Genomic DNA, 19639 nt, shown 5'->3' with positions numbered 1-19639 from the left:
CCATGTCCATCCCCACCCACACCCATTCCGGCGACGGGCTCACGCTCAGTGTGGTTCTTCCTGCCCGGAACGAACGTGGCGCCGTGGGGGAAACCGTCGCCCGGATTTGCGCGCGCTTTCCCCAAGCGGAGGTGATCGTTGTGGACGATGGCTCCACGGACGACACGGCCGCGGTCGCACAGGCCGCAGGGGCGCGCGTCATCCGGCACCCGTACGGCATGGGCAACGGCGCGGCCATCAAAACCGGTGCGCGCGCAGCCCACGGCGATCTTTTGGTGTTCATGGATGCCGACGGCCAGCATGACCCGGCGGACATTCCACGCTTGCTGGCCAAGCTCGATGAGGGTTTTGATTTGGTGGTCGGCGCGCGTGGGGCGGGCTCGCAGGCCAGCCTCGGGCGTGGCTTGGCCAACGCGCTGTACAACCGCTTGGCGAGTTGGGTGGTTGGGCATCGGGTGTTGGACCTCACCAGCGGCTACCGCGTTGTGCGGGCCGCCAAGTTTCGGGAGTTTCTCTACCTGTTGCCCAACGGGTTTTCCTACCCCACCACCAGTACCATGGCGTTCTTCCGCAGTGCTTACCCCGTGGCCTATGTGCCCATCACGGCGCACAAGCGCATCGGCAAGAGCCATATTCGCCCACTTCGCGACGGGCTGCGGTTCTTGCTCATCATTTTCAAAATCGCCACGCTCTACGCGCCCATGAAGCTATTTGGTCCGGTAGCCGTGGGGTTTGGCTCCGCGGGGTTGCTCTGGTATGCGCACACCTACAGCACGGAGGGGCGTTTCACGAACATGAGCGCGCTGCTGCTCAGTGCTGCCGTGATCGTGTTTCTCATCGGGCTGATTTCCGAGCAGATCACCAACCTGACCTACAAGCGCGATGGGTGAACTGCGGCCACGCTTGCTCCTCATCACCCGCAATTTCCCCCCCATGTGGGGCGGCATGGAGCGGCTCAACTGGCACCTGGCTGGGGAACTGTCCAAGACCTTCGATGTGCGCGTCGTTGCACCCGTGGGCGCGGCGGAGCATGCGCCTGGAGCGGTCTCGGTGCGGGAAGTGCCCCTTCAACCGTTGCGCCGGTTCCTTACGGCAGCGGGGCTGGCTGCACTGGCTGAAGCGCGCCGCTTCCGCCCTCAGATCGTGTTGGCTGGTAGTGGCTTGACGGCTCCACTGGCGCTCGTCGCCGCGCGCGCGTGCAAGGCACGCAGCGCGGCCTATGTGCATGGGCTCGACGTGGTGGTGCCGCATCCGGTCTATCGTGCGCTGTGGCTGCCTGCCTTGCGCCGCATGGACCGGGTCATTGCCAACAGTGCCCCGACTGCCCAACTCGCGCGCAAGGCAGGCGTTGCGCCCGAGCGGATCGCCATCGTCCACCCGGGCGTGGAGATTCCCGCACCCGACCCCACCGCCCGCGCGCGTTTTCGCCAGCGCTGGAACCTGCCTCCCGACGCGCCGGTGCTGCTGTCGGTGGGGCGACTGACCGCGCGCAAAGGGCTACGCGAGTTCGTGCAAGAGGTGCTGCCGACGGTCGCTTGTGCCCGACCCGATGTGGTGCTGGTCATCGTGGGCGATGCGCCCAAGCAGGCGCTGTACGCGCAGGCGCAAACTCCGGAGAGCATCTTCGCCGCCGCGCGGGATGCGGGGGTGGCGCCCAACGTTCGTTGGCTGGGCACCTTGTTTGGGCCGGATCTGGCCGAGGCCAATTTTGGTGCGGACCTCCACGTCTTCCCCGTGCGCGACCTCCCAGGCGACCCCGAGGGCTTTGGCATGGTCGCGATCGAGGCCGCCGCGCACGGACTGCCGACCGTGGCCTATGCGACCGGTGGCGTGGTCGATGCGGTGCGCGAGGGCCAGTCCGGCCGCCTTGTCTCCCCAGGCGATGCAGCCGGTTTCGCGCAGGCCGTGTTGGCGACGCTTGCCTCGCCCTTTGCTCCTGAGGGCTGCCGCACGTTTGCGCAGGGGTTTGCGTGGGATGAGTTTGGGCACAAGCTGATGGGGGAACTTCAGCCATGAGTCCGCCGCTCGGTGTTTGGTTTCCCTCCATCCGCGCCCACAGCGGCGCGGATGTGTTCACCGAACGGCTGTGCACGGCGCTCAATGCGCGTGGCATTCGCGCCGAAATCCATTGGCTGCCGCTGCGCGCCGAGTACGCGCCGTGGTCGGTTCCAGTGCCCCGGCCGCCGGGCTGGGCGACGGTGGCGCATGTGAACTCGTGGTTGCCCCAGCGCTTCTGGCCGCAGGGGCTGCCGGTGGTTTGCACGGTGCATTCCTGCGTTCATGACCCGGCCTTTTCACCCTTCAAACGCCCTTTGCAGCGCCTGTATCACCGCTTTTGGATACGTCGCGTCGAAAACGCGGCGCTTAACCGCGCCTCGCGGGTCGTGGCGGTCAGTCGATACACGGCGCATGTCGCTCGCGCGGTGTTTGGTTGTCAGGGCATCGAAGTCATCCACAATGGGGTCAATACCGACTTTTTTACGCCAGCCCCGTGCGAGCTAACCAATCGACCTTTCCGGTTCCTGTATGTTGGCAACTGGGATGCTCGTAAAGGAGTTGACGTGTTGTCGCCCATTTTGCGAGAACTGGGCGACGACTTCGAGCTGGTCTATACCGCCGACCGCTCCGGCCAACACCGCCGCTATCCCCTGCCAAGTAATGCGCGCTGCCTGGGCCGGCTTGATGCCGAAGGACTGCGCGCGGCCTATGCCCAAGCCGATGCCTTGCTCTTTCCAAGCCGCTTGGAGGGATTCGGGCTGGTCGCCGCAGAGGCAATGGCCTGCGGCCTGCCGGTGATTGCCGCCGGCAGCTCATCGCTCCCCGAAGTCGTGGCCGACGGACAGACGGGCCTACTCTGCCCGGTGGACGACGTGGCCGCGTTCGTTGCCGCCGCGCGGCGCTTGCAGGGCGACGTCGGGCTTTGGCGCACGATGCGGCTGGCGGCCAGGGAGCGGGCAGTAGCGCTTTTCGACGAGGCCAAGCAGGTTGAGCGGTACCTTGATCTTTACCAGCAAGTGTGCACCAAACCCCATGGATAGACTGATCGTCGGCCTGACCCTGAACTACCGCGATGCCGAGCGCACCAGCCGGTGCATCGCGTCGCTCCTGGCCGACGGGGCCGCCGGGGTGCTGGTGTGGGACAACTCGGAAAACGACGGCGTATCGGCGCGGGAGTTGGATCAACGGTGGGCGCGCGAGCCGCGCGTCATCGTGGAGTTGAGTGCGCGCAACCTCGGGTTCGCCGCGGGCGTCAACCGCGGCATCGAAGCCATCCTTACCCGCTGGCCGCAGGCCTGGGTGATGCTCCTCAACAACGACGCCGTGCTCCAGCGCGGCGCGCTTGTCACCCTGGCGAGCGCCTTGAACGATCAGCCACGCGCCGTCATTGCCTACCCGCGCGTCGATCATGGCGGCCAGGTCATCGGCACGGTCTACTACCAGCGCTGGTTTGCTCTCTTACGTTTCGACCGCCCGTGGCCGGGCAGTTTTCCCTATCCCAGCGGCAGCGCGCTGTTGATCGCGCCGGAACGTACCGCGCTGCCGCTGTTCGACGAGGACTTTTTTATGTACGGCGAGGACGTGATGCTCGGCTGGCGGCTGGGCGCAGCGCGCATGGCGCATGTGCCTCAGGTGCTGGTCTGGCATGAGGGTAGCGCCTCCAGCCGCAACGGGTCGGTGTTCTATGAGACCTATACTGCGGCTGGGCATTGGCTGCTCGCGCGCAAACTGGCGCGCTCGCCTCTCGAGGACGCCACGCTGCTGGCGGGACGTGTGCTGGGTCTGGGGGCGAGGGCGGCCGCGCGCGCGCTGAGAAGCCGTAGCCTAGTGCCTTTGTCAGCCTTGCTGGAGGGTTGGCGCATCGCCCGACGTGTCAGGTCGTGACAGCCCGGAAAGAATTGCCTCCACCGCGCGGATCACGTCGTCGGCAGGCACTTGTTCGATGCACGGAAACGGTCGGTCTGTGCGTGCGGTGTGAATGCACTGCCAATCGCACCCAAAGCACGGCATCGGGTGGCCAACGACCGTCGGCAAACACCGCACCGGCTGTTGGCGCGGAAGCTTGCTGACAGTCCATTGCAGATAACAGCGATGCGGCTGTTCAGGGTGCCTTCGTTGGCACTTCGTGCTGTCTTACGTACGTTGCGATACTGTTCGTGGATACCACTCCGCAGTCTTGGTCAGCTGTTCAGTCGGTTCAGCAGCCTGCCGACGAACCAAGAGGCGCGACGATAGCCACGCGTCACATAGCGCGGGGCAAGGGCTGCCCATTCGATCAGAAGCAGGTGTTTGTTCAGCCACGGGTGCCTCACGAAGATCGGTTGCAGAGGGGCTGCGTCCGAAGCGATGGCCTTGGCTTTCCGGATCGCTGCACTGAGATAAACCGGGCTTGCCGGGAATGCGGAATGGGCGTGGGCGAGCAATGCGGCGGCGACGGCCTCGTCGCGCCGGGGGCTGAGCCTGCCTTGGGCTTGGAGTTCGCGGTGTACGTGCAGCAGTGCATCCACGAGGATGCGTGAATTCCGATTGGACCGTCGAATCCGGGAGAGTCGGGCGCCATCATGCTGCACGTATGTGCAGACAGGAACGGGGGTTTTTGTCCAGGTCATTTCACCTGCGGTAACGACATCCAGCATCCAGAGATAGTCGTCGTAAAGGTCCACATTTTCGCGCCATCGAATTTCCCGGATGCGGCTGGTCCGGAAGATGGAGCCTTGTGTCAGACTCACGGTTGCGGAGTGGATGGCTGCGCTGACGAAATCGTCCGTGACGGGCAGTCCGATTGAATAACGTCCAATACCGTCTGCGGTGGTGAACTCGAGGGGTGCCGAGCACGCATCAAGCCGTTCGCGCTCGATCAGCTCCAGTTGTTCAGCGGCGCCCGGGAGCAGGTAATCATCGTCATCCAGGAAGCGCAGGTACTTGCCTTGGGCGTTGGCAAGTCCATGGTTTCGTGCCGCGCAAGCATTACCGGCTGGCAGGTAATGCCATTGGATGCGAGGATCATGCCCATGCTGCTCTGCAATGGCTCGCCATGTGTCGTCCTGGCCGTTCGGAACCACGATAATTTCGAGGTCTACATTTTTGTAGACGTCGAGGGCGCTGGAAATCGCGCGAGCAATCAAGCGAGGGCGCTTGTGGGTGGGAATTACGATGGACAGTAAAGGCATTGCAATTGCTGGGTCAGGCGCACGTTCATGAAGTGCGCTCCACCAGCTGCGAGGTCGGGCAGGACAAACAAGAGCTTGGGCTTCATTTACGTGCAGTTACCAGAAGAGTTATACGCGTAATTGTCGAATAGCTGCTTATTCGGATCGCTCATCTTTTTTCTCCGGATTTCGCTTACTCAGAATCATCTGTATCACCAGCGCCGCGACTTCGCTCCCATACATTGCCCACACCGCCCCGCTCAACCCCCACCGCGGCACCAACAGCAGCGCCAGCAGCACACCGGCCAAAGCACTGGTCACATACACTGCTGTTAGGTAGTGGCTCTTGCCGCGCGCCATCAGCCAGGCATTCCCTAGATTGCGCATGAGCTGCACCGCAGGCAGCAGGGCAAGCCACCCAAGAGCCTGCGAAGCGGCGGTAAAGTCCGGCCCGAGCAGCCAGGGCAATACTGGTGCCGCGAGAGCGAGGGCAGCGCCTGAAAGGAGGGCCAGCGCCACCAGCATCGCCCCGGTTTGCCACAGACGGGAGCCTGGCCGTTCGGAGGCAAAGACTCTGGGCCACAGCGCTTCTTGCAGCGCGCTCAAGGGCAGGGTTGCCAAATCCACCACCCTCTGAGCGATGCCCAAGGCCCCCGCCTGGGCGTAGCCGACGTGGGCCAACACAGGCTTGTTGAATTCCGCTTGCAGGCGAAACGACAGCGCACCCACCAGGAAGGGCGAGCCTTCCTTCACGAGTGCGCCAGTGGGTTCGTCGGCGGAATCGGTCATCGCGGTGCGGCGCATGGAAGCACAGAAGCTGCCGGAGAGCGCAGCTGCGTAGAGTAGGCTGACGGCGGCATAGATGAGCATCCACGCGGCGGGGCTGGCGGGCAGCCAGGGCAGGCTGCAGGCGAGCGCCGCAAGCCGTGCCAAGGGCAAGCCGGCCTGGATGGCCCCAAATGCATGTGCCTGATAGCGCGCTTGCTTGCTGCGGGCAACGAGCTCCACCCAGGCTGCTGCAGCCACTTCGGCAACGGCCAAAGCGGCCAGCGCCCAGAGCGGCTGGGGACTGGGCAAGCTCCAAACCAAGGCCGCGGTGGCGACGAGGCTGAACGCCACCGAAGAGATGGCCCATAGCCGTGCGGCCTGGGCTTGCAGTGCCGGTAACTGCTGGGGCGCGCGCGCCCCGCGCACCAGAACCACAGCCGCGAGCCCCAGGCCCGCGAGGGGGCTGAAAAAACTGGCGACGGCCAGCGCCGAGATGAATTCACCATAGCCGCTTGCGCCCAGCCAGCGGGCCAGCAGCACCACGGTTGCGGCTTGGGCCGCAGCGCGCAGCGCCAGCCAAGCGAAGATGCGCAGCCCGTCCCGCGCGTAGGCACCGGGGCGCCAGCGACGGGCGAGATGCCACCAGGCCGTGGCGCTTGCGCGACTCATACGGCCCCAGCGCGGGCCAGCGCATGGGGCGGGCGCTGGGGACAGGGTGCCATCAAAGCCTCCAAATGGTATAGCCCGCGCTTTCGATGCGCGCACGGGGCAAGCAGGCTTTGACGTCGACCACGACGCCAGCGGGGCGAACCAGCGCGTTGAGGGCGGCGGGATCGAGCGAGCGGTATGCATCGTGGGCCACCGCGACGACGAGCGCATCGGCCTGCGGCAGGGCGTCGAGCGGCTGGAGTTCGATGCCGTATTCGTCGCGGGCGGCCGCGGAGCTGGCCACGGCGTCATGGACTGCCACGCGCAGGCCGAAGCTTTGCAGTTCGGCAATCAGCTCGGGGACGCGTGAGTTGCGCAAGTCCGGGCAGTTTTCCTTGAAAGTGAGCCCAAGCACGTTGCAGCTGGCACCAAACAGCGGCCGGCCTTGTTGCGCCAGGAGTTTGACGGTTTTCTGGGCCACGAAGCGGCCCATGTCGTCGTTGATGCGTCGCCCGGCCAGGATGACCTGGGGGTGATAGCCCAGCATTTCCGCTTTATGCGTGAGGTAATAAGGGTCCACCCCGATGCAGTGCCCGCCGACCAATCCTGGCTGAAAGCGCAGGAAGTTCCATTTCGTGCCCGCAACTTCCAGCACCTCCTGGGTGTCAATGCCGATGCGGTCGAAAATGATCGCCAACTCGTTCATTAGGGCAATGTTCAGGTCGCGTTGGGTGTTTTCGATCACTTTGGCGGCCTCGGCTACCTTGATCGAACTGGCTCGGTGGATTCCAGCCCTGACAATTTGCCCGTACAGGCCAGCGAGGTATTCGAGGTGCGCTTCGTCGTCCGCGGCAACGACTTTGACCACCGTCGTGAGGCTGCGGCCCTTTTCACCGGGGTTGATGCGCTCTGGGCTATAGCCGATGTGGAATTGGCCGCCCGTTGGGCCGGCGTCAGCGCGACCCGCCCATCGCAGGCCGGAGTGCCGCTCCAGTACGGGTACACACACCTCTTCCGTGGCGCCCGGGTAGACGGTGGACTCATAAACCACGAGCGCGCCCGATTTGAGGTTGCGTCCAACCGCTTCTGACGCCGCGATGAGCGGGCCGAAGTCCGGGCGGTGGGCGGCATCGACAGGCGTAGGCACGGCGACGATGAGCACGTCCGCGCTGCGCAGGCTGGCGGCATCGGTCGTGAAGCGCAGCCGCCGGGCTTGTGCAAAGGAAGCCGCCTCGATTTCGCCAGACGGGTCGCAGCCCTGCTGACAGGCCGCGATTCGGGCAGAGGCATGGTCAAAGCCGATCGTGTCGAAATGCTTGCCGAATTCGATCGCCAGCGGGAGGCCAACGTATCCCAAGCCGAGGATCGCGATGGTGGGTTCTTCGGGCAATGGGGGCGCAGCTACGAAGGTGGTCATGCAACAAAGGTTGGTGCTCGGGAGGTGTGACCGTTGATTGTCGGCGAAGAAAACGGATGTTTGGCCGCACAGCCCTCACGCACCCGCCGCGTCCAACGGCAGCGCCCCGTCGGCCTTGACCTCGCCGAGCGAGAAGCTGGTGTGCACGTCTTTGACATTGGGCAGGTTCAGCAGCACGTCGCGGGCGAAGGCGCTGAAGCTCGCGAGGTCGCGGCTGACCACCTGCAGCTCGAACGTACCGGTGCCGCTGATGTAGTGGCAGGCGATGATTTCAGGGATGCGGCGGATCGCGTCTTCGAGCGCGCGGGTCACTTCGCCGCTGTTGCGCTCGGCATCGAGCCGCACGAAGGCGAGCACGCCCAGGCCGATTTTCTGCCGGTCGAGGATGGCGCGGTAGCCGGTGATGAAGCCGGCTTCTTCGAGCGCGCGCACCCGGCGCCAGCAGGGCGCGGCGGACAGCCCCACACGGGCGGCCAGCTCGGCATTGGACAGCCGCCCGTCGGCCTGCAACTCGCGCAGGATGGCCAGGTCGAATTTGTCGAGGCGCGGGTTCATGGGCGCTATCTTGCCGCGGATTGCGGCGTTCCGTCACAATGCAGCGCTGCACCGCTTGCCAGGAGTTCCCCATGACCGCGCTTGCCCAGCCCAAATTCGGCGCCGAAGACTATCTCGCTTGGGAGGCCAACCAGCCGGTGAAGCATGAATACCTCGCGGGCGAGGTATTCGCGATGGCGGGCGGCAGCGACGCGCATGTGACGGTGAGCCTGAATTTGGCTTCTGCCCTGCGCTCTCACCTGCGCGGCACGCCCTGCCGCACCTACATTGCCGACATGAAGCTGCGCGTGGCGGCAGCGGACGCGTATTTTTACCCCGACGTGTTTGTCACCTGTTCGGCCGCCGACGCCCAGCAGCCGTTGGCAAAAGCCGAGCCCGTGCTGGTGGCCGAGGTGCTTTCGCCCAGTACCGAGGCCTTCGACCGCGGGGGCAAGTTCGCGGCCTACCGCAGCCTGCCGAGCTTGCAGGAATACGTGCTGATCGACCCCGACCGCCGCAGCGTCGAGATCTACCGGCGCGACGCCAGCGGCCACTGGGTGCTGTACCCCTACAGCGGCGACGAGGTGCTCGAACTGGGCAGCGTGCACCTGTCGCTGCCCTTGGCGCAGGTGTTCGAAGATGTCGCGCCTGCGGTTGGGGCAGGCGCGTCGTCCGATGCATGAGTGCGACCGGGAGCAAGCCAGCATGGCGAGCCGCGACCCGGGCATCGCCGAATCGCAGCGTCTCAACCCTTTCCAAAACAGTGACTTTGATTAGGGTTTACGCGAGGTTTTGAGGCTGATCGGCAAGAAGCTTGCGCGGATGCGCGGTTTTTGGGCACGAAAAGCAAACACCTCTCGCGGCGATCTCTCTACACTGCGTTTTGAGATCGGGCGCTTGCTCTAGGGCAAGGCCCGATGTGCCGGTGCGGCGCCCACGAGGCGGCGCGGCCGTTTGCAGGACCCCACCCGGAGACCGATGCCATGAATGCGCCTTTGCCTGAATCCATTCGCCGCGCGCTCGAGCGCGTGACCCTCGACGACAAATATGCGCTCGACCACGGGCGCGCGTTCATGAGCGGCATCCAGGCGCTCGTGCGTTTGCCGATGCTGCAGCGCGTGCGGGATGCGCGCTTGGGCAAGAACACGGCGGGCTTCATCAGTGGTTATCGGGGCTCGCCGCTGGGGGGTTACGACCAGGCGCTGCAGAAGGCGAAGAAATACCTGGCTGCGCAGAACATCGTGTTCCAGCCCGGGGTGAACGAGGAACTGGCGGCGACTGCCCTGTGGGGCACGCAGCAGCTGGGCTTTGCGCCGCCGGGCACGAACCGCTTTGATGGCGTGTTTGGCATCTGGTACGGCAAGGGGCCGGGCGTGGATCGCTGCGCCGATGTGTTCAAGCACGCCAACATGGCGGGCACGACGCCGTGGGGTGGGGTGATCGCGGTGGCGGGCGACGACCATGTGGCCAAGAGCAGCACCGCCGCGCACCAGAGCGACCACATCTTCAAGGCCGTGGGCTTTCCGGTGTTTTTCCCCGCGTCGGTGCAAGAGATTCTGGACCTGGGCCTGCATGCGTTCGCGATGAGCCGCTACGCGGGCGTGTGGTCGGGCATGAAGACGATCCAGGAGATCGTGGAGTCGAGTGCCACGGCCGAGATTGACCCCGACCGGGTGCGCATCAAACTGCCGGACGATTTCGAGATGCCGCCGGGCGGCGTGCACATCCGCTGGCCCGACGCGGCGCTGGAGCAGGAGGCGCGGCTCTTTCACACCAAGTGGTACGCGGCGCTCGCCTATGTGCGGGCCAACCGGCTCAACCACAATGTGATCGAGGGGCCGAACGACCGCTTTGGCATCATGGCCAGCGGCAAGGCCTACAACGACACGCGGCAGGCGCTGGTGGATTTGGGGCTCGACGAGGCGCGTTGCCGCGCGCTGGGCATCCGGCTGCACAAGGTGGCGGTGGTGTGGCCGCTGGAGGCAAGCATCACGCGCGCCTTTGCCGCGGGGCTGCAGGAAATCCTGGTGGTGGAGGAGAAGCGCCAGGTCATCGAATACCAGCTCAAGGAAGAGCTCTACAACTGGCGGCCCGACGTGCGGCCCAATGTGCTGGGCAAGTTCGACGAGGTGGGCGATGACCATTCGGGCGGTGAATGGAGCATGCCCAACCCCTCGGCCAACGTGCTGCTGCGCGCCAACGCGGACCTGACGCCCGCGCTGATCGCCCGTGCGATCGCCAAGCGTTTGCTTGCGCTCGGGGTGGATGCGGACACGGCGGTGCACTTGCGCCAGCGGCTCGAGGCCATCGAGGCCGCCGAGCGCACGCTCATCGAAGTCAAGCCGCCGGCAGACCGCCTGCCCTGGTTCTGCTCGGGCTGCCCGCACAACACCAGCACCCGCGTACCCGAGGGTTCGCGCGCGGTGGCTGGCATCGGCTGTCACTTCATGACGATCTGGATGCCCGACCGGCACACGTCGGGCTTTACGCAGATGGGCGGCGAAGGGGTGACTTGGGTGGGCCAGCAGCCGTTTTCGACCGAGCCGCATATTTTTGCCAACCTGGGTGACGGCACCTACTTCCACAGCGGCATTCTGGCGATCCGCCAGAGCATTGCGGCCGGGGTGAACATCACCTACAAAATTCTCTACAACGACGCGGTGGCCATGACCGGCGGCCAGCCGATTGGCGAGCGGCCCGATGGCCTCAGTGTGGTTCAGATCGCGCAGGCCATGCGCGCCGAGGGCGCGGTGAAAATCACCATCGTCACCGACGAGCCGGAGAAATACCAAGGCGTGGCCGGCATCCCGGAGGGCATCGCCATCGAGCACCGCGACCGGCTCGACGCCATCCAGCGCGAGTTTCGGGAAATCAAGGGCACCACCATCATCATTTACGACCAGACCTGCGCGACCGAAAAGCGCCGGCGTCGCAAGCGTGGCCTCATGCCCGACCCGGCGCGGCGCGCGGTCATCAACGAAGCCGTGTGCGAGGGCTGCGGCGACTGCGGCGAGCAGAGCAATTGCCTGTCGGTCGAGCCGCTGGAGACCGAGTTCGGCCGCAAGCGGCAAATCAACCAGAGCACCTGCAACAAGGATTTTTCCTGCGTCAAGGGCTTTTGCCCGAGCTTCGTGACCGTCGAAGGCGGGCAGTTGCGCAAGAAAGAGAAGGGCCAGGCGCCCACGCCCGAGTCGCTGGGCGCCCTGCCCGAACCCACGCTGCCCGCGCTGGGCGCACGCCCCTGGGGCATCGTGGTGGCGGGGGTCGGCGGCACCGGGGTCATCACGATCGGACAGCTGCTGGGTGTGGCCGCGCACCTGGAGGGCAAAGGGGTGGTCACGCAGGATGCGGCGGGCCTGGCGCAAAAGGGTGGTGCCACCTGGAGCCATGTGCTGCTTGGGGCGCACCAGGAGGATATTTGCACCACGCGCGTGAGTCTGGCGGCCGCCGACCTCATCATCGGTTGCGATCCGGTGGTCACCGCCGCCAAGGAAACCGTGCAGCGCATGGGCCGCGGCCGCACGCATGTGGCACTCAACACCGATGCGCCGCCCACGGCGGCCTTCGTGCACAACCCCGACTGGCAAGACCCCTCGGCCGCCTGCGTGGCCGAGGTGGTGGGTTTGCTGGGGGAGGACGCCGTGGGCCGCTTCGATGCCGAGCGCCTGGCGCTTGGGCTCTTGGGCGACACCCTCTACGTCAACCCCATGGTGCTGGGCTACGCCTGGCAAAAGGGCTGGATTCCGCTCACCCACGCGGCGCTGATGCGCGCCATCGAGCTCAACGGCGTGGCGGTGTCGCTCAACAAGGCCGCGTTCGAATGGGGCCGCTGGGCTGCGCACGATCTGCCCCGGGTGATGGCGCTGGTGCAGCCGGCGGCGCAGGTCATCCAGTTCAAGCCGCGCGAGACGCTGGCGCAGCTGGTCGAGCGCCGGGTGGCTTACCTCACCGACTTCCAGAACGCCGCGTATGCCGAGCGTTACCGCGCCTTCGTCGAACGCGTGCGCGCGGCCGAGGCGGCGATGTGGGCCGCCGCGCCGGGCGCGAGCGCCAAGCAGACGCTGGCCGAGGCGGTGGCGCGCTACCTGTTCAAGCTCATGGCCTACAAGGATGAGTACGAAGTGGCACGGCTGCACAGCGACCCGTCGTTCCAGCAGAAGATCGCCCAGATGTTCGAGGGCGACTACCGGCTGCACTACCACCTCGCGCCGCCGCTCTTGGCGCGGCGCAACGAGCGCGGGGAACTGGTCAAGCGCCCCTTCGGCCCGTGGATGGGCCGGGTGTTTGCGGTGCTTGCGCGGCTCAAGGGCTTGCGCGGCAGCGTGCTCGACCCCTTCGGCTATAGCGAAGAGCGCCGCACCGAACGCGCACTGATCGACGAATACCGCGCGACGATCGAGGAACTGCTCGCGGCCCTCACGCCCGAGAATCATGCGCAGGCGGTGGAAATCGCCCGGCTGCCCGAGCACATCCGCGGCTACGGCCATGTGAAGGCGCGCCACTTGGCGCAGGTTCGCGCGCAGTGGCAGGCGCAATTGGCCGCCTGGCGCAGCGCCGCGCAGCTGCAGCGGGCTGCCTGAAGGTTTTTTGAACCTAAATCCGGCAGTTGAGCGCGCCCGGACGGGCCGTCATCGGGCGCGCGGGCAAGGCGCAAACCGCAGCCATGGCGCTGGCCATGGCGAGGATTTGCAACGCCGCCCCCGCGCCCGAGGGCGGCTCGAACGGGCGCGCAGCGCTCACCCAAGCGGTGAACGGCTTTTGCACCAAAAACGGCTCAAACACCAACACCTTGTATTCAGCTCAAAGCGATCAACTGCCGGATTTAGGTTGAACCAATTGGCAGAATCCCGGCGTGAATCGCTGATTGGTTGCTCTCTAATTAGGAGTAAGACGGACCTGCGCCGGCCCTGCGGCGGTCAGGCCCCGACCGTCACCGCGCCTGGCCCTCACGCCGAGGGTGCCGCATACAATGCCGGCTTGCCCGCGCGAGCCCCCCTGCGCTTTGGGCGTGTGCAGCCCGTCCGTGCGTGAGCGGTCCCTGGGTGCTGCGCGCGCGATCCTTCGTTTTCATGCTTTCTGGAGTTGTTCGTGTTCATTTCCTCTGCTTTTGCCCAGACCGCGCCGGCTGCTGCCGGTGGCGACGCCCAGTCCTCGCTCATGAGCATGCTGCCGCTCGTGCTGATGTTCGTGGTGCTCTACTTCGTCATGATTCGTCCGCAAATGAAGAAGGCCAAGGAGCACAAAGCCATGGTCGACGCGCTCGCCAAGGGTGACGAGGTGGTGCTCGGCGGCGGCATGCTTGGCAAGGTGACCAAGCTCGGCGATGTCTACATCGGTGTCGAGGTCGCGCCCGGCGTCGAGGTGCAGTTCCAGCGCATGTCCGTCGTTCAAGTGCTGCCCAAGGGCACGATCAAGCCGCTTTGATCGATCGAAACCCGCCCCGGCGCGTGCCCGCGTGCCGCCGGTGTCGGGCTCATTTGGGTCTGCGCCTGCGCGCGTCGCTGCCTGTTTTTCCAGGAGCCAGCCATGAACCGTTACCCGGTCTGGAAATATGTCCTCATCGCGCTCGCCCTGTTGGCGGGCATCATTTATGCGCTGCCCAACCTCTACGGCGAAGCGCCGGCGGTGCAGGTTTCGGGCGCGAAGGCGAGCGTTCACGTGGACGAGCCGCTGCGCGCGCGCGTGGAGCAGTTGTTGGCCGAAGCGGGCCTCAAGCCCGAGGCCGTGACGCTCGACGGGCCCTCGCTTCGGGCGCGCTTCGCCACGCCGGACGAGCAAATCAAGGCCAAGGACGTGCTGCAGCGCGCGCTCAACCCGGATCCGGCCGACCCCGCCTACATCGTCGCGCTCAACCTCGTCTCGCGCACTCCGGGCTGGCTCACGGCGCTGCATGCGCGTCCGATGTACCTCGGCCTCGACTTGCGGGGCGGCGTGCACTTCATGCTCGAGGTGGACATGAAGGCGGCGCTGGCCAAAAAGGTCGAGTCGCTCGCGGGGGATCTGCGCAGCGTGCTGCGCGAGAAGAGCATCCGTCATGGCGGCATCAGCCGCAACGGTGAGTCGATCGAAATCCGCGTGCGCGAAGCCGCCGTGGCCGAAGCGATCGAGCGCGTGGTGAAGGACCAGTTCCCCGAACTGCAGCTCGCCCGCCAGGGTGAGGGCGAAGAGACGCGGCTCGTCGCGACGCTCAAGCCCGCGGCGGCGCGCAAGATCGAGGAGCAGGCGCTCAAGCAAAACATCACCACGCTGCACAACCGCATCAACGAGCTCGGGGTGTCCGAACCCGTCATCCAACAGCAGGGCGGCAACCGCGTCGTCGTGCAGCTGCCGGGCGTGCAGGACACGGCCAAGGCCAAAGACATCCTGGGTCGCACCGCCACGCTCGAGCTTCGGCTCGTCGACGACAGCCCCGAGGCGCGCGAGGCCCAAGCCGGCCGTGGCCCGGTGCCGCTCGGCTCGGAGCGCTTCCCGCAGCGCGACGGCCGGCCGATCATCGTCAAAAAACAGGTCATCCTCACGGGGGATAGCCTGACCGACGCACAGCCGGGCTTCGACGCGCAAACCCAAAGCCCCAAGGTCGACCTGACCGTCGATGCCAAGGGGGGGCGGATCATGCGCGACGTCAGCCGCGAGAACCTGAAAAAACGCATGGCCATCGTGCTGTTCGAGAAGGGCAAGGGCGAGGTGCTGACCGCGCCGGTGATTCAGGGCGAGCTCGGCAACCGCTTCCAAATCTCGGGCGCGATGACGGTGACCGAAGCCAACGACCTCGCCTTGCTGCTGCGCGCAGGGTCGCTGGCTGCGCCGATGGAAATCATCGAAGAGCGCACCATCGGTCCGAGCCTGGGCGCCGAGAACATTGCCAAGGGCTTTCACAGCGTGCTTTGGGGCTTTTTGGTCATCGTCGCGTTCATGGCGCTCTATTACGGCTTGTTTGGGGTGTTTTCCGGCTTGGCGCTGGCGGTGAACCTGTTGCTGCTCGTGGCCATTCTGTCGATGCTGCAGGCGACGCTGACGCTGCCGGGCATGGCGGCGATGGCGCTGGCGCTGGGCATGGCGATCGACTCCAACGTGCTCATCAACGAGCGCATCCGTGAGGAGCTGCGCAACGGCGTGGCGCCGCAGGCCGCGATCGCCGCGGGCTACGAGCGCGCATGGGCGACGATCTTCGACTCCAACATCACGACCCTGATTGCGGGCCTGGCCTTGCTGGCTTTTGGCTCGGGGCCGGTGCGGGGCTTTGCGGTGGTGCACGTCATCGGCATCCTGACCTCGATGTTCTCGGCGGTGTTTTTCTCACGCGGGCTGGTCAACCTCTGGTATGGTCGCCAGAAGAAGCTCAAGAGCGTATCGATCGGTACCGTTTGGCGACCCGAAACCGCTGCGGCCGTGGCGACCTCTGCAAAGGAGAAGTGAGCGATGGAATTCTTCAGAATCCGGCGTGACATCCCGTTCATGCGCCACGCGCTGGTGTTCAACATCATCTCGCTCGTGACCTTCCTGGCGGCAGTGTTCTTCCTCGTCACCCGCGGTCTCAACCTCTCGGTCGAGTTCACCGGCGGAACCGTGATGGAAGTCGCCTACAGCCAGCCCGCCGACCTCAACCGGGTGCGCGCGGCGGTGGCGCAGCTGGGCTACAGCGATGTGCAGGTGCAGAACTTCGGCAGCGCGCGTGACGTGCTCATCCGCTTGCCGGCCCGTAAGGGCGTCTCCTCGGCTCAACAGAGCGAGCGAGTGCTCGCCGCGCTCAAGGCCGATGCACCCGATGTCGTGCTGCGCCGCACCGAGTTCGTCGGCCCCCAGGTGGGTGAAGAGCTGGCCACCGACGGCCTCAAGGCGCTGGCCTTCGTGGTGGTGGGAATCATGATTTATCTGGCGATGCGCTTCGAATGGAAGTTCGCCGTCGCCGCCATCATCGCCAACCTGCACGACGTGGTGATCATTCTGGGCTTTTTCGCCTTCTTCCAGTGGGAGTTCTCGCTCGCCGTGTTGGCGGCGGTGCTGGCGGTGCTGGGCTATTCGGTCAACGAGTCGGTGGTGATCTTCGACCGGATACGCGAAAACTTCCGCCGTTATCGCAAGATGAACACGGTGCAGATCATCGACAACGCCATCACGTCGACGATCAGCCGCACCATCATCACGCACGGATCGACGCAGATCATGGTGCTCTCGATGTTGCTCTTCGGGGGGGAAACGCTGCATTATTTCGCCATGGCGCTGACGATCGGCATTTTGTTTGGCATTTATTCTTCCGTCTTCGTGGCGGCAGCGATTGCGATGTGGCTGGGTGTGCGGCGCGAAGATTTGGTCAAATCCGGCGGCAAGAAATCCGGCGAGATCGAAGACCCGAAAGACCCCAACGCCGGGGCGACGGTCTGATCGCCGGGTATGAGGTTCACCGCGCCGCGTCGCCCCGCCCATGAACCCGAACGCCAGCCCGCACCGAACGCCCGCTGACCCCGCGGCCGTGGCGCGCTTGGTCCGCAAGCAATTCGCCACCGAGCTGGACGGAACCATCGTCAAGCTCGCGGCGACGTTGCAGGGACGGCTGACGGCGCTCTGCGAGGAGCCGGCAGGGACGGTGCGCGAGCAGCACCAGCGGCGGGACGCCTTGCTCGACTATCGCAAGCGTCGCGACGTCTGGATGCAGTCGCTGGCTTCGGCCTGGCGCACGGCAGCCGGGGGGCTCGAAGAAGCTCCGGCGCTCCAGCGGGTTTCACCCGCCACCGAGTTTGCCGACATTGGCGGGGGTCTGACCCTGTTGAGCGACGACGAAGTCGATCGACGCATCCGTGTCTCGCGTCTGGTCTCGGTCATCGAAGACCGTGCGGGTGCGGGCTATTCGGAGCTGCGACTGCGCATCAAATACCTCGAAGACGGTCGAGAGCCCGCTGAAGACGACGTTTTGCATCCCAGCCGGTTTGCACAACTGCTGGTGCAGCAATGGGGCGCGAGTGGCTTGGGTGCGGACATCTGGGCCTTGGTGCACGACACGATCGCGGCCTTGCTCGCCGAGCGCTATGAGCACGCGGTCGCCCATGCCAACCAGACGCTGATCGATGCGGGGGTGCTGCCCGTAATCGACCATCGTGTGCGTCGCGCCATCGCCTCGGCGGCTGCCCGCGCTTCTGCGCCGATGCCGCTGTCCGAGGCCCGGGCTACGGGCGCTTCGACGGGGGGGGCGCTGGCAGACCCGGCGGGTGGCTCGACCGGCGGCTGGGGCGCATCGGGCGGAGGTGCTGCGGCCTCGGGGCCAGGTCGTGGGCCGGGGGGTGGTCGACCGGGTAGTCGACCGAGTATGGGGCCGGATAGCGGGCCGCATTCAGGGCCGTCGCCCTATGGCGGACACGGCGGGCGCTCGGGCGGGTCGTCGGCCCCGTCGACGGGCGGCGGACGGTCGTCACTGGGTGGCGTCGGCGCCGAAGGCTTTGGATCCAGCGGCGGCCGCGCGGCTGCGCCCGGTGGCGGGTTCGCCGGTGCGCAGGGTGGTGCCGGTGCCAGTGGTCGCTCCGGGCGCGGCTCCGCACCGAGTGGTGCGACGGAGGGTTACTCCGGCAGCGTGCCCCAGCGTTTCGACGACACACACCTGATGACCGCGACCTCGCCGCTCGCCCGGGCTCGGGTGAAGGCGCAAGGCGTGCTGGGGCAGATCAAGCGGCTGCTGGTCGCGCGCGGGGCGCAGTTCGATGCGACGCAACCGGCGGGTGCTTCGCCGCAGCTCACGCGCGCGCTCGACGAGGCGGTGGCCACCGAGCGGCTCCAAGCCTTGGGCGGCCCCTGGGAGGCTGCCGGCGCTGCCCCCGCGGGCCGCGAGGAGGTGCAGCGCGTCGGCCAGGTGCTGCGCGAGCAGACCGCGGCGCTCAAGCGGGAAGCGGCGACCGACGTCGAACGCGCTACCATCGAGGTGGTGGCGCTCATGTTTCAGGCCATCTTGGCCGAGGAGCGGATCGCGCCCAGTCTGCGCGTGTGGTTTGCGCGTCTGCAAATGCCGGTGTTGCGCGTCGCCTTGGCTGAACCCGATTTCTTCAGCTCGCTCGAACATCCGGCGCGGCAGCTGATCGACCGCATGGGCGCCGTGGTGCTGGGCTTCGATGCCAGCGGCGTGCAGGGGCCGGTGATGGAGGCCGAGGTTCGGCGCATCGTCCAGGTCATCGAGCAGTACCCCGAGACGGGGCGGCGGGTGTTTCGCATCGTGCTCGACGAATTCAAACAGTTCCTGGCCCGTTTCCTGACCGAGCGCGAAGGAACGCAGCGACTGGTGAGCGTGGCGCAGCAGGTCGAGCAGAAGGAAACCCTCACGATTCAATACACGATCGAGCTGCGCAAGATGCTGGGCACGCTCGAAGTGGGCAACGACTTGCGGGACTTCCTCTTCAAGGTTTGGGCCGAGGTGCTGGCGCTCTCCGATTTGCGTCATGGCGCCCAGCACCCAAGCACGCAGCAGTTCAAGCGCGCCGCCCCCGAACTGCTCTGGGCTGCCACGGCCAAGGCGACACGCGAAGAACGCGCCGAAGTGCTGCGCCATCTGCCCGCCTTGCTTCAGCGTCTGCGCGAGGGCATGACGCTCATCGGGCTGCCCCGGCCGGAACAAGACGCGCACATCAAACGGCTCAACCAGCAATTGACGCAGGCCTTTCTGGCCCGTGGCGAGGGGGCGGCGATCGCGTCGGAGCAAATCGACGACATGGCGCGCCGGCTCGATGCGCTGGAAGCGGAAATCTCCGGCGAGCAGGTCGGCCAGTCACTGCTGACCCCCGAGGCCGTGGCCCGCCTGCTCGGACCCGACGCGGGCGCTTTCGAGGTGCTGGCCGATACGGGGCCGGCTCCGACGGTGCAGGCCACGCCTTGGGTCGACGAACTCGAGCTCGGGCAGTGGTTCCAGCTCGATCACAACCATCGCTACGCGCGGGTGCAACTCGTCTGGCGCAACCCGCGCGGGCGCCTGTTCGTGTTCAGCTCTGGGGAAGGGGCCAACTACCTGATCCAGCGCGGGCGCTTGGCGAATTACCTCAAAGCGGGCTTGCTCCTCCCCGAGGAGGACGAGACCCTGACGATCCGTGCCACCCGCGCGGCACTGACCAAACTCGAGGCCAACCCTGAGCGTATCGGCGGTTGACTTCGT

15 protein-coding genes are annotated in these 19639 nt (G+C 66.0%); 10 read left to right on the top strand and 5 right to left on the bottom strand.

The window, feature by feature from the left end; translation table 11 throughout:
- Positions 1–2 precede the first annotated feature (2 nt).
- Genes EDC62_RS12205 through EDC62_RS12190 form a run of 4 tightly spaced genes read left to right on the top strand, consistent with a single transcriptional unit; the run spans position 3 to position 3882 of the window.
- Positions 3–890, top strand: coding sequence for a glycosyltransferase family 2 protein (locus EDC62_RS12205; protein ID WP_124224105.1), 888 nt, complete (start codon positions 3–5; stop codon positions 888–890).
- 43 nt (positions 891–933) lie between these two features.
- A complete protein-coding gene (locus tag EDC62_RS12200; RefSeq protein ID WP_211331011.1) occupies positions 934–2016 on the top strand; it encodes a glycosyltransferase family 4 protein in 1083 nt (360 codons plus the stop codon).
- Positions 2017–2069: 53 nt separating this feature from the next.
- Complete coding sequence (locus EDC62_RS12195; protein WP_211331010.1) at positions 2070–3038, top strand: glycosyltransferase family 4 protein; 969 nt, start codon at positions 2070–2072, stop codon at positions 3036–3038.
- Positions 3031–3882, top strand: a complete 852-nt coding sequence (locus EDC62_RS12190; protein WP_124224103.1) for a glycosyltransferase — start codon at positions 3031–3033, stop codon at positions 3880–3882. The genes EDC62_RS12195 and EDC62_RS12190 overlap by 8 nt, the downstream gene beginning before the upstream one ends.
- A gap of 296 nt (positions 3883–4178) precedes the next feature.
- Here the strand turns inward: EDC62_RS12190 and EDC62_RS12185 are convergent, their stop codons facing one another.
- The 4 genes from EDC62_RS12185 to EDC62_RS12170 all read right to left on the bottom strand — a co-directional run bounded on the left by EDC62_RS12185 (position 4179) and on the right by EDC62_RS12170 (position 8535).
- Positions 4179–5168 (bottom strand): glycosyltransferase family 2 protein, encoded by a 990-nt coding sequence (locus tag EDC62_RS12185; protein WP_124224102.1) that lies wholly within the window; start codon positions 5166–5168, stop codon positions 4179–4181.
- A gap of 135 nt (positions 5169–5303) precedes the next feature.
- Complete coding sequence (locus EDC62_RS12180) at positions 5304–6584, bottom strand: lipopolysaccharide biosynthesis protein (protein WP_124224101.1); 1281 nt, start codon at positions 6582–6584, stop codon at positions 5304–5306.
- A 52-nt stretch (positions 6585–6636) separates the two neighbouring features.
- Positions 6637–7980: a nucleotide sugar dehydrogenase gene (locus tag EDC62_RS12175; protein ID WP_124224100.1), complete on the bottom strand. Its 1344-nt coding sequence runs from the start codon at positions 7978–7980 to the stop codon at positions 6637–6639.
- 75 nt (positions 7981–8055) lie between these two features.
- Positions 8056–8535: an Lrp/AsnC family transcriptional regulator gene (locus tag EDC62_RS12170; protein WP_124224099.1), complete on the bottom strand. Its 480-nt coding sequence runs from the start codon at positions 8533–8535 to the stop codon at positions 8056–8058.
- 71 nt (positions 8536–8606) lie between these two features.
- Between EDC62_RS12170 and EDC62_RS12165 the strand changes: the two genes are divergently transcribed.
- Complete coding sequence (locus EDC62_RS12165; protein WP_124224098.1) at positions 8607–9197, top strand: Uma2 family endonuclease; 591 nt, start codon at positions 8607–8609, stop codon at positions 9195–9197.
- Positions 9198–9497: 300 nt separating this feature from the next.
- Positions 9498–13094: an indolepyruvate ferredoxin oxidoreductase family protein gene (locus EDC62_RS12160; RefSeq protein ID WP_124224097.1), complete on the top strand. Its 3597-nt coding sequence runs from the start codon at positions 9498–9500 to the stop codon at positions 13092–13094.
- Positions 13095–13107: 13 nt separating this feature from the next.
- On the opposite strand, the gene EDC62_RS12155 is transcribed toward EDC62_RS12160, so the two are convergent.
- On the bottom strand, positions 13108–13296 hold the full coding sequence (locus EDC62_RS12155) for a hypothetical protein (protein ID WP_124224096.1): 189 nt from the start codon (positions 13294–13296) through the stop codon (positions 13108–13110).
- A gap of 306 nt (positions 13297–13602) precedes the next feature.
- Between EDC62_RS12155 and yajC the strand changes: the two genes are divergently transcribed.
- The 4 genes from yajC (at position 13603) to EDC62_RS12135 (ending at position 19633) form a co-directional block, all read left to right on the top strand.
- Positions 13603–13938, top strand: coding sequence for a preprotein translocase subunit YajC (gene yajC / locus EDC62_RS12150; protein WP_124224095.1), 336 nt, complete (start codon positions 13603–13605; stop codon positions 13936–13938).
- A gap of 102 nt (positions 13939–14040) precedes the next feature.
- Entirely contained in the window at positions 14041–15930 is a 1890-nt protein-coding gene (gene secD, locus EDC62_RS12145; RefSeq protein ID WP_124224094.1) for a protein translocase subunit SecD, read from the top strand.
- Positions 15931–15933: 3 nt separating this feature from the next.
- A complete protein-coding gene (gene secF, locus EDC62_RS12140; RefSeq protein ID WP_124224093.1) occupies positions 15934–16896 on the top strand; it encodes a protein translocase subunit SecF in 963 nt (320 codons plus the stop codon).
- A gap of 40 nt (positions 16897–16936) precedes the next feature.
- The gene (locus EDC62_RS12135) at positions 16937–19633 is read left to right on the top strand and encodes a DUF1631 family protein (RefSeq protein WP_124224092.1); all 2697 of its coding nucleotides are present in this window, start codon (positions 16937–16939) and stop codon (positions 19631–19633) included.
- Positions 19634–19639 lie beyond the last annotated feature (6 nt).

Source organism: Tibeticola sediminis (genome assembly GCF_003843835.1).
Taxonomy (GTDB): domain Bacteria; phylum Pseudomonadota; class Gammaproteobacteria; order Burkholderiales; family Burkholderiaceae_C; genus Tibeticola; species Tibeticola sediminis.
The sequence above is the reverse complement of the archived record's forward strand: the minus strand, read 5'-3'. Positions and strand labels throughout refer to the sequence as shown.

Excerpts from the sequence above, each read along its gene's own strand:
- EDC62_RS12205 (WP_124224105.1), top strand. The coding sequence starts at position 3 with ATGTCCATCCCCACCCACACCCATTCCGGCGACGGGCTCACGCTCAGT.
- EDC62_RS12200 (WP_211331011.1), top strand. The coding sequence starts at position 934 with ATGTGGGGCGGCATGGAGCGGCTCAACTGGCACCTGGCTGGGGAACTG.
- EDC62_RS12190 (WP_124224103.1), top strand. The coding sequence starts at position 3,031 with ATGGATAGACTGATCGTCGGCCTGACCCTGAACTACCGCGATGCCGAG.
- EDC62_RS12185 (WP_124224102.1), bottom strand. The coding sequence starts at position 5,168 with ATGCCTTTACTGTCCATCGTAATTCCCACCCACAAGCGCCCTCGCTTG.
- EDC62_RS12180 (WP_124224101.1), bottom strand. The coding sequence starts at position 6,584 with ATGAGTCGCGCAAGCGCCACGGCCTGGTGGCATCTCGCCCGTCGCTGG.
- EDC62_RS12175 (WP_124224100.1), bottom strand. The coding sequence starts at position 7,980 with ATGACCACCTTCGTAGCTGCGCCCCCATTGCCCGAAGAACCCACCATC.
- EDC62_RS12170 (WP_124224099.1), bottom strand. The coding sequence starts at position 8,535 with ATGAACCCGCGCCTCGACAAATTCGACCTGGCCATCCTGCGCGAGTTG.
- EDC62_RS12165 (WP_124224098.1), top strand. The coding sequence starts at position 8,607 with ATGACCGCGCTTGCCCAGCCCAAATTCGGCGCCGAAGACTATCTCGCT.
- EDC62_RS12160 (WP_124224097.1), top strand. The coding sequence starts at position 9,498 with ATGAATGCGCCTTTGCCTGAATCCATTCGCCGCGCGCTCGAGCGCGTG.
- secD (WP_124224094.1), top strand. The coding sequence starts at position 14,041 with ATGAACCGTTACCCGGTCTGGAAATATGTCCTCATCGCGCTCGCCCTG.
- secF (WP_124224093.1), top strand. The coding sequence starts at position 15,934 with ATGGAATTCTTCAGAATCCGGCGTGACATCCCGTTCATGCGCCACGCG.
- EDC62_RS12135 (WP_124224092.1), top strand. The coding sequence starts at position 16,937 with ATGAACCCGAACGCCAGCCCGCACCGAACGCCCGCTGACCCCGCGGCC.